4 protein-coding genes are annotated in these 6,138 nt (G+C 35.5%); 3 read left to right on the top strand and 1 reads right to left on the bottom strand.

Annotated elements, in window-relative coordinates; genetic code table 11:
• Nucleotides 1–129 precede the first annotated feature (129 nt).
• The gene (locus ABYT26_RS17255; protein ID WP_372756208.1) at nucleotides 130–960 is read left to right on the top strand and encodes a FecR family protein; all 831 of its coding nucleotides are present in this window, start codon (nucleotides 130–132) and stop codon (nucleotides 958–960) included.
• Entirely contained in the window at nucleotides 961–3,450 is a 2,490-nt protein-coding gene (locus ABYT26_RS17250) for a TonB-dependent receptor plug domain-containing protein (protein ID WP_372756206.1), read from the top strand.
• Between the two features lie 384 nt (nucleotides 3,451–3,834).
• Here the strand turns inward: ABYT26_RS17250 and ABYT26_RS17245 are convergent, their stop codons facing one another.
• Nucleotides 3,835–4,197 carry a hypothetical protein gene (locus tag ABYT26_RS17245; protein ID WP_372756204.1) on the bottom strand — a complete coding sequence of 121 codons (363 nt, stop codon included), beginning with the start codon at nucleotides 4,195–4,197 and terminating at the stop codon, nucleotides 3,835–3,837.
• Nucleotides 4,198–4,368: 171 nt separating this feature from the next.
• Between ABYT26_RS17245 and ABYT26_RS17240 the strand changes: the two genes are divergently transcribed.
• Nucleotides 4,369–5,916: a hypothetical protein gene (locus ABYT26_RS17240; RefSeq protein WP_372756202.1), complete on the top strand. Its 1,548-nt coding sequence runs from the start codon at nucleotides 4,369–4,371 to the stop codon at nucleotides 5,914–5,916.
• Nucleotides 5,917–6,138: the final 222 nt, after the last annotated feature.

The raw sequence follows: 6,138 nt of genomic DNA, 5'->3' as shown, positions 1-6,138 counted from the left end.
ATTGCCGATCGATTAAACCTCAGTGTAAAAGCGGTCGAAAAAAGAATGTCGCACGCACTTTCGTTTTTACGAAATGCTTTAGGAAGATAAATGAAAACAAACAATCAAAATAGCAAGCTCAAGGCGGATATGGATTTTCTAAATTCACTTCCTCAACTCGAAATCAACTACTCCAAATCCAAAGAGGATATTTGGAAAGAGCTTTCGCAGAAAACCTCTGTCCCAGCTTCTTCTTCTAAAAGGATACAATTGCGATGGGGGAAATATGCCGCTGCAGCCTGTATACTCGTTCTTTTGGGTCTCACTGGCTTCCTATCTCTTTATACGAAAACAATAAATTGTCCTAACGGACAGCACATGAGCGTAAACCTCCCCGATCAATCCATGGTGAATCTAAACGCCAATTCGAGTATCTCCTACCATCCCTACTGGTGGAAATTTTCCAGAAAAGTAGCATTCACCGGCGAAGCCTACTTCTCCATCACCAAAGGGAACCAGTTCGAAATCAAATCGAAATATGGAAAAACCTATATTTTAGGAACGAGTTTTAATATTTATGCCAGGGGAAATCAGTACAAGGTGACTTGTTACACCGGGAAAGTAAAAGTGGTTTCGAACCTAACCGCCGATAAAATTCTTTTGCTGCCCAACGATCATGCCTATGTGACCCAAAATGGCAAACTGGAACTTAAAAAATACGAAAATGCTAAGGATGAAATATCCTGGCGCAAGAATCTATTCCTATTCACTAAAACACCGCTGCAACAGGTTTTTGAAGAAATAGAAAGACAATACGATATTAGAATTGTAGAAAAAGGGAAATTTGACTTAACTTATACAGGGAAGTTTAGCAAAGAAAAATCCGTAGAAAGCACATTGCACACTGTTTGCATGCCTCTGGGATTGAAATTTGTAAAAACACCCAACAATAATTACATCATAAGCCCTAATTCTCAATAAGTGAAACGACTCATTATCTTACTACTACTAGGATTTGCTTTTTCAACAGTTTCGGCTCAAAAAATTGAAGTTCGTGCACACAACAAGCCTTTGAGCGAAATATTGATCAATCTTAGGGATAACTACGACTTCCAACTTTCCTTTAATCACGATCTGCTTTCCACCTATATGCTAAGTATCGATGAATCGTTTTCTTCAAAAGATAAAGCCATTGATTTTCTTCTGCGAAAATTTCCTCTTAGCTACGAAAAAGTAAATCATGTTTACCTAATCTTCCCCAAAGAAAAAAAGAATCACTATCGAATCTTCGGTCAGATTCGCGATAAAGAGAATCTGGAAGCTCTCCCTTTTTCTCATCTAAGCATTAATAATTCACCCATGGCTTCGGACGAACACGGGAATTTTTCCTATGTGTCGGAAACCGATAGTACATTTCGACTACTAATTTCCCATTTGGGCTATTTTATTCTCGACACAACGATTTACCAAAGCTCGCAACTTGATATTCTGCTTAGTGCTGCAAGTACCGATCTTCCCGAAATTACCGTTTCTGATAGAATGGTTCAAACCTTTATCAGAATGGGAAATCAGGCAGGAAACCTAAAATTAAATCATAAAATTGCCGGCTTTTTACCCACCAACAACGACAATTCGGTTTTTGAACTACTTCGTTTGCAACCAGGAATTCTGGCCGCAGGCGAACAAAACAACGATCTGATTATTTGGGGCTGCTACGAAGGAGAAAGTCAGGTACTCTTCGACAATATTACCCTTTGGGGATTAAAAAATCTTTACGATGATATTGGAGCTGTTAATCCTTTGGTGGTAAAAAATATGGAAGTTTTCAAAGGTGGTTTCGATGCCCGATACGGCGATCGTGTAGGCGGAATTGTGCACATCACGGGGAAAAATGGAAATCGCTTACAACCAACATTAAATCTAAGTCTAAACAACATCACGGCAAGTGGATCTTACGAGCAGCCCATAGGAAAACGTTCGTCGCTACTGCTGGCATTTCGCCATACGTACTACAATCTTTTTAAAGATGAACAAATTAAATACTCCTCCTCGAACAGGAATACGCAAGGACAAGGAGCAGGAAATGATTCAACTCTTTATGTTGATGTAGCTCCGGATTACAAATTTCACGATTTCAACTTTAAGTTTTCAAGCAATTGGGGAAATGGTGATATTTTCTCGTTGAGTTTGATGAGCGGAAAAGACAAGTATTCCTACGATATCACTTCAGAATCCTATTCCAATGCAAATAAATACAAATACGAAAGCAACAATCAGTATGGAGGATCAATTAACTATTCAAAGCTTTGGAGAAATGGAAACACAAGCACACTCTCCTTTTCCCAATCGAAACTAAAAAAAAGAACCAGCGATATTGTATCTATCACCAGACCCAATACGGGTGAAGAATTTTTCAGAAGCGCTGATCAATCTGAAAATGATATTCTGGAATACCGGGCAAGTCTAAAAAATTCATTGCTCATAAGCAGGCATCTCAATTTAGAAACAGGCATACATTACGTTAACAATCAAGTTGATTTACAGGAAGACTCTTTAAATATTAACATCTTGCATATCAACTCAAAAGCCAATAGAATTGGCGGCTATCTCCAGAATAAGATAAAGCTTAGCCCCTCTATTTCTGCAAAGGCAGGATTTCGGGCCAACTATCCCACTGAACTGGAAAAAATCTATTGGGAGCCACGCCTTTCTTTCAGCATACAGCTTTCCCCAGAAACAGCTTTTAACGGAGCCTGGGGTTTATACAAACAATTTATAACCAAAAGTTCAGTGCTTAGCGAAGCTGGCGATTTTCGATATATCTGGGTAACTGCTGACGAAAAAAATATTCCTGTGTTGCAATCGGTTCATTATGTAGCCGGAGCATCCTACCATTATAATAAATTCACGATCAGTGCTGAAACTTACTATAAAAAAACCAATGGTCACACCCGATATTATGAGTATCAAAATGAAGAGAATATATCCTTAGGAAAAAGCAAAACTTATGGCCTGGATGTTTTCGTAAAAAAAGATATCGGCGATCATACTCTGTGGCTTTCCTATACGCTTGGCAAAACGCAAGAAAATTTCGATTATTTCGAAACAAACGAATATCGAAGAGCCATGCACGATCAGCGCCATGAATTAAAAACAGCAGGATTACTGAGCTTAAAACCATTCTATATTTCAGCTAATTTTATTTATGGCTCAGGATTCCCTATCTATTCCGACAAGGATATAATTGTAGCAGAACCAAACTACTCCAGACTTGATGCAGCCATTATATACAAATTTTATCCTAAAAAATTTAGATGTGAAATTGGGGCTCTCATTCATAACATTCTGAACCACGAAAATATTACTTACGAATCCTACGAGGAAATTCCAGTAGATCAAATCAACTCAATTAGCATTTATACCGAAACGGTTCCAACTTCGATTCGTTTGTATTTTAAAATCACCATTTAAGAAGAGTGACTAAGCCACTATTGCCTACAAAAAAACCAGACCCGAAAAAATCAGGTCTGGTTATCACAACTAAATATTAAAACATAATCAAAAAGATGGTCAAAATAATAACATGAAGAAACTAAGCGTTTGTATTCGGTATGGAATGTTTCTTAAAAAAGTATAATCACACCTAACTTACTTTTAAACTACTAATTCTAACGGATTGGATTATTCGTAAATAGTTACTAACAAGCCAAAAAAGAAATCGTTCATTCCCTCACTGAACCATCACAACTTAGAATTCTTCATGTTTGGTTAATAGTTAGATCATTACTAACACAAGGGGGATAGTGTTACTAATTCTCTAAAGATTGCAATTGAATTAACAACTACAAATGGTTTTCAAAGTACATTGTCACCAGAAACTTCTTCAAAGCTACTTTTTAAGGTTGCTAAGCGTTTCTGATAAATTGGAGCTGTTTGCGTTTTCGCAACAACAGAATTTACTTTTCCGGATATCTCGTTTTTAAATGCTTCCAATTCTTCTATCGAAACTGTATCTTTGATAGCTTCAACTAAATTGGCGAGATTAATTACTCCAGCAAATTTATTAACAATCACATTCCCTATTTCAATGGCCTGATTACGGCTCATATCACTATTAATTTGATCGACTCCAATACATTCAAGAGCTTGATTTAATCCGCTAACTGTTTCTAATTTCTCGGATTTTGTTAATTTTGATAACAGATTTGTTGTATTCATATTCCGTTTCAAGAATTTTTTATTGAATCATTCTCTTGATTTGATGGTTCAAATGTAGCCGATCGATTACGTTTATGAAAATCTTTTTTTACAATAATCTACGAAGTTCAAGGAAAATGAAAACTAGAAATCACTCTGCTGTACAATCAGTTAACTCACACAACCATTACAATGCCTAAACAACAAATAGATCCTCTGTTTCAATTAATTAAATCGATTTCGAAATCGGAGAAACGAAATTTTAAATTATATGCCAATAGAATTAGCAGCGATAAGGAAACAAAATTTCTGCAACTATTCGATGTATTGGATAAAATGGACGAATACAATGAAATCCTTATATTAAAAAAAGCAAAAGAAATAAAACAATCTCAGCTTCCAAACTTAAAAGCACATTTATACAAGCAGCTCCTCACCAGCTTGCGTTTAACTCAAATTAATCATGACATCAGCATCAGTATCCGTGAGCAAATAGATCACGCAAAAGTATTGTACAACAAAGGATTATATCAACAAAGCTTACGAATACTCGATAAAACAAAAATCTTAGCCCGCAAGAATAAGAAGAACATACTGATTTTTGAGATTATACAATTTGAAAAATTGATTGAATCACAATACGTTACCAAAAGTATTGAAAACAGAGCTGAGGAAATTACTCAAGAAGCTACTGAAATCAGTAAAATAATGAATGGTGTTGTTTTTTTCTCGAACATATCAATTCGCCTTTATGGTTTGTACCTTAAAGTAGGATACGTTCGCAACGAGAAAGACCTTTTGATGGTAAAAGAATTTTTCAACACCAATCTTCATCCCTACGATATTCAGAATTTAAGTTTTTTTGAAAAACTATACCTGTATCAGTCCTACGTATGGTATTATTTGATTCTTCAGGATTTTGTAATGTGCTATAAATATGCTCAAAAATGGGTGGATCTGTTTCTTACTCATCCAGAAATGATTTCGGTACACACCGACCTATATCTAAAAGGACTGAACAATGTTTTGGTAGCTCTCTTTTACACAAATCATGTAAGTACTTTTAAAAAGAACCTGCGCTTACTTCGCAAATTAGAAACGGAGGAACAATTCCAGCACAATTCCAATTTGAATATCCTACTAAATATGTTTCTTTATATGCACCGAATCAATAGGCATTTCATGGATGGAACATTTAACAAAGGGATTCATTTGGTTCCTAAAATTGAAAATTTTCTAGCCGAGAATAAGTTTGGAATGGACAATCATCGTGCTTTGGTTTTCTACTATAAAATTGCTTGCTTATACTTCGGAAATGGTCAATACAAAGAGGCCATTAAATACCTGAATCGAATTTCTGATGTGAGAGACACCACCCTTCGGGGAGACATTCATTGTTTTGGTCGAATTCTGAATTTGATTAGCCATTATGAATTGGAAAACACTGAGCTTTTGGAATATCAAATACGATCAACCTATCGTTTTCTGGCTAAAATGGATGACTTACAGGAGGTGCAGAAATACATTCTTCGCTTCTTACGAAAACTAAGTTCCATAAGCCCTGATCAATTGAGAGATGAGTTGAAAAAATCGAGAGTAGATTTACAAAAATGGGTGAATGATCCTTTTGAAAAAAGAGCTTTCCTTTACTTAGATATTATTTCCTGGTTAGATTCCAAAATTCAGAATCGTCCAGTTCAAGAAATTATCATGGAAAAAATAAATAAGAGAAAAAAATAAAAACATTGATCTCATACATGTTTGTTGCTCTCCTTTTAAAATTCATCTAAAATAAAAAAAGCTGTCCTAAATTCGTATAGGACAGCAGTATCCCATAAAGTGTGTAAGTAAAGTTATTCTGATTTTTTCGGAGCCCTTTTCTAGCTCAAGAAAAAAATTGGAAATAACTTTACGTTAGTCTCATATTAAAAGCACACTTATTATGGAACCAAAAGATTTATT

Source organism: Labilibaculum sp. (genome assembly GCF_041595635.1).
Classification (GTDB): Bacteria; Bacteroidota; Bacteroidia; order Bacteroidales; family Marinifilaceae; genus Labilibaculum.
The sequence above is the reverse complement of the archived record's forward strand: the minus strand, read 5'-3'. Positions and strand labels throughout refer to the sequence as shown.